General features: G+C 52.3%; 1 rRNA gene. It reads right to left on the bottom strand.

What is annotated here, in order from left to right:
• Positions 1-23: 23 nt before the first annotated feature.
• Positions 24-2,912, bottom strand: a 23S ribosomal RNA gene (locus NK214_RS24700).
• Positions 2,913-3,106 lie beyond the last annotated feature (194 nt).

The raw sequence follows: 3,106 nt of genomic DNA, 5'->3' as shown, positions 1-3,106 counted from the left end.
GTTTCCCAAGCCACTCAAATGATAGGATCAAGCCTCACGAGCAATTAGTATCGGTTAGCTTAACGCCTCACAGCGCTTCCACACCCGACCTATCAACGTCCTGGTCTCGAACGACTCTTCAGGAGGGTCAAGCCCTCAGGGAAGTCTCATCTTCAGGCGAGTTTCCCGCTTAGATGCTTTCAGCGGTTATCTCTTCCGCACTTAGCTACCCGGCAATGCGACTGGCGTCACAACCGGTACACCAGAGGTGCGTCCACTCCGGTCCTCTCGTACTAGGAGCAGCCCCCGTCAAACTTCCAACGCCCACTGCAGATAGGGACCAAACTGTCTCACGACGTTTTGAACCCAGCTCACGTACCACTTTAAATGGCGAACAGCCATACCCTTGGGACCGGCTACAGCCCCAGGATGTGATGAGCCGACATCGAGGTGCCAAACACCGCCGTCGATGTGAACTCTTGGGCGGTATCAGCCTGTTATCCCCGGAGTACCTTTTATCCGTTGAGCGATGGCCCTTCCATTCAGAACCACCGGATCACTATGTCCTGCTTTCGCACCTGCTCGACTTGTCGGTCTCGCAGTTAAGCTACCTTTTGCCATTGCACTATCAGCACGATTTCCGACCGTACCTAGGTAACCTTCGAACTCCTCCGTTACACTTTGGGAGGAGACCGCCCCAGTCAAACTGCCTACCATGCACTGTCCCCAATCCGGATCACGGACCAAGGTTAGAACCTCAAACACACCAGGGTGGTATTTCAAGGACGGCTCCATGAGAACTAGCGTTCCCACTTCATAGCCTCCCACCTATCCTACACAAGTCTGTTCAAAGTCCAATGCAAAGCTACAGTAAAGGTTCACGGGGTCTTTCCGTCTAGCAGCGGGGAGATTGCATCTTCACAAACACTTCAACTTCGCTGAGTCTCAGGAGGAGACAGTGTGGCCATCGTTACGCCATTCGTGCGGGTCGGAACTTACCCGACAAGGAATTTCGCTACCTTAGGACCGTTATAGTTACGGCCGCCGTTTACTGGGGCTTCGATCAAGAGCTTGCACCCCATCACTTAACCTTCCAGCACCGGGCAGGCGTCACACCGTATACGTCCACTTTCGTGTTGGCACAGTGCTGTGTTTTTGTTAAACAGTCGCAGCCACCGATTCTCTGCGACCTCTCAAAGCTCCTCCCGCAGGGGATTCACTCTAAGAGGCATACCTTCTCCCGAAGTTACGGTATCAATTTGCCGAGTTCCTTCTCCTGAGTTCTCTCAAGCGCCTTAGAATTCTCATCCTGCCCACCTGTGTCGGTTTGCGGTACGGTTCTTATGCAGCTGAAGCTTAGTGGCTTTTCCTGGAAGCGTGGTATCAGTCACTTCAGGTCCGTAGACCCTCGTCATCACGTCTCGGCCTTAAGGGGCGGCGGATTTGCCTACCACCCCAGCCTACCGGCTTAAACAGACTATTCCAACAGTCTGATGACCTAACCTTCTCCGTCCCCACATCGCACTGCATAAAAGTACGGGAATTTTAACCCGTTTCCCATCGACTACGCTTTTCAGCCTCGCCTTAGGGGCCGACTCACCCTACGCCGATGAACGTTGCGTAGGAAACCTTGGGCTTTCGGCGAGCGGGCTTTTCACCCGCTTTATCGCTACTCATGTCAGCATTCGCACTTCTGATATCTCCAGCATCCCTTACGAGACACCTTCACAGACCTACAGAACGCTCCCCTACCATCTGCACTTACGTGCAAATCCGCAGCTTCGGTTATCAGTTTGAGCCCCGTTACATCTTCCGCGCAGGACGACTCGACCAGTGAGCTATTACGCTTTCTTTAAATGATGGCTGCTTCTAAGCCAACATCCTGGCTGTCTATGCCTTCCCACCTCGTTTACCACTTAACTGATCATTTGGGACCTTAGCTGGCGGTCTGGGTTGTTTCCCTCTTGACGATGGACGTTAGCACCCACCGTCTGTCTCCCATGCTCGCACTTTCCGGTATTCAGAGTTTGCCATGGTTTGGTAAATCGCAATGACCCCCTAGCCATAACAGTGCTTTACCCCCGGAAGTGATACATGAGGCACTACCTAAATAGTTTTCGGGGAGAACCAGCTATCTCCGAGTTTGTTTAGCCTTTCACCCCTATCCACAGCTCATCCCCTAGTTTTGCAACACTAGTGGGTTCGGACCTCCAGTGCGTGTTACCGCACCTTCATCCTGGCCATGGATAGATCACTCGGTTTCGGGTCTACGCCCAGCAACTAAAGCGCCCTATTCGGACTCGGTTTCCCTACGCCTCCCCTATTCGGTTAAGCTCGCTACTGAACGTAAGTCGCTGACCCATTATACAAAAGGTACGCAGTCACGGAACAAGTCCGCTCCCACTGTTTGTATGCATCCGGTTTCAGGTTCTATTTCACTCCCCTCCCGGGGTTCTTTTCGCCTTTCCCTCACGGTACTGGTTCACTATCGGTCGATCATGAGTATTTAGCCTTGGAGGATGGTCCCCCCATCTTCAGACAGGATTTCTCGTGTCCCGCCCTACTTATCGTACGCCTAGTCCTTGGAATGCGTTTTCGTGTACGGGGCTATCACCCACTATGGCGGTCCTTTCCATGAACCTTCCACTAACACAATCCATAACACGTACAGGCTCTTCCGCGTTCGCTCGCCACTACTAACGGAATCTCGGTTGATTTCTTTTCCTGCAGCTACTTAGATGTTTCAGTTCGCTGCGTTCGCCTCCTCAGACCTATGTATTCAGTCTGGGATCTCCTTGCGGAGGGGTTTCCCCATTCGGACATCGCGGGATCAAAGCTCTATTGCCAGCTCCCCCGCGCTTTTCGCAGGCTTACACGTCCTTCTTCGCCTATGATCGCCAAGGCATCCACCAGATGCACTTAGTCGCTTGACCCTATCATTTCAGTAACCTAGATCACCAAAACAACAAGTGTGTTTGTGCGACGACTACACCGCCCCTTTTGATATGGCGACGTAGCCTAGATACAATCAAATACCCAAGATGACGATCCGTCCGCGTAAAGAGTTAACTCTACGCTTCCTTCTCGCCGTCTTTATATATTCGGCTTCTTCAGTTTGTTAAAGATC

The organism is Chromobacterium sp. S0633 (assembly GCF_024158805.1).
In the GTDB taxonomy this organism is placed as follows: Bacteria; Pseudomonadota; Gammaproteobacteria; order Burkholderiales; family Chromobacteriaceae; genus Chromobacterium.
This window is presented reverse-complemented; position numbering and strand designations above follow the sequence as displayed.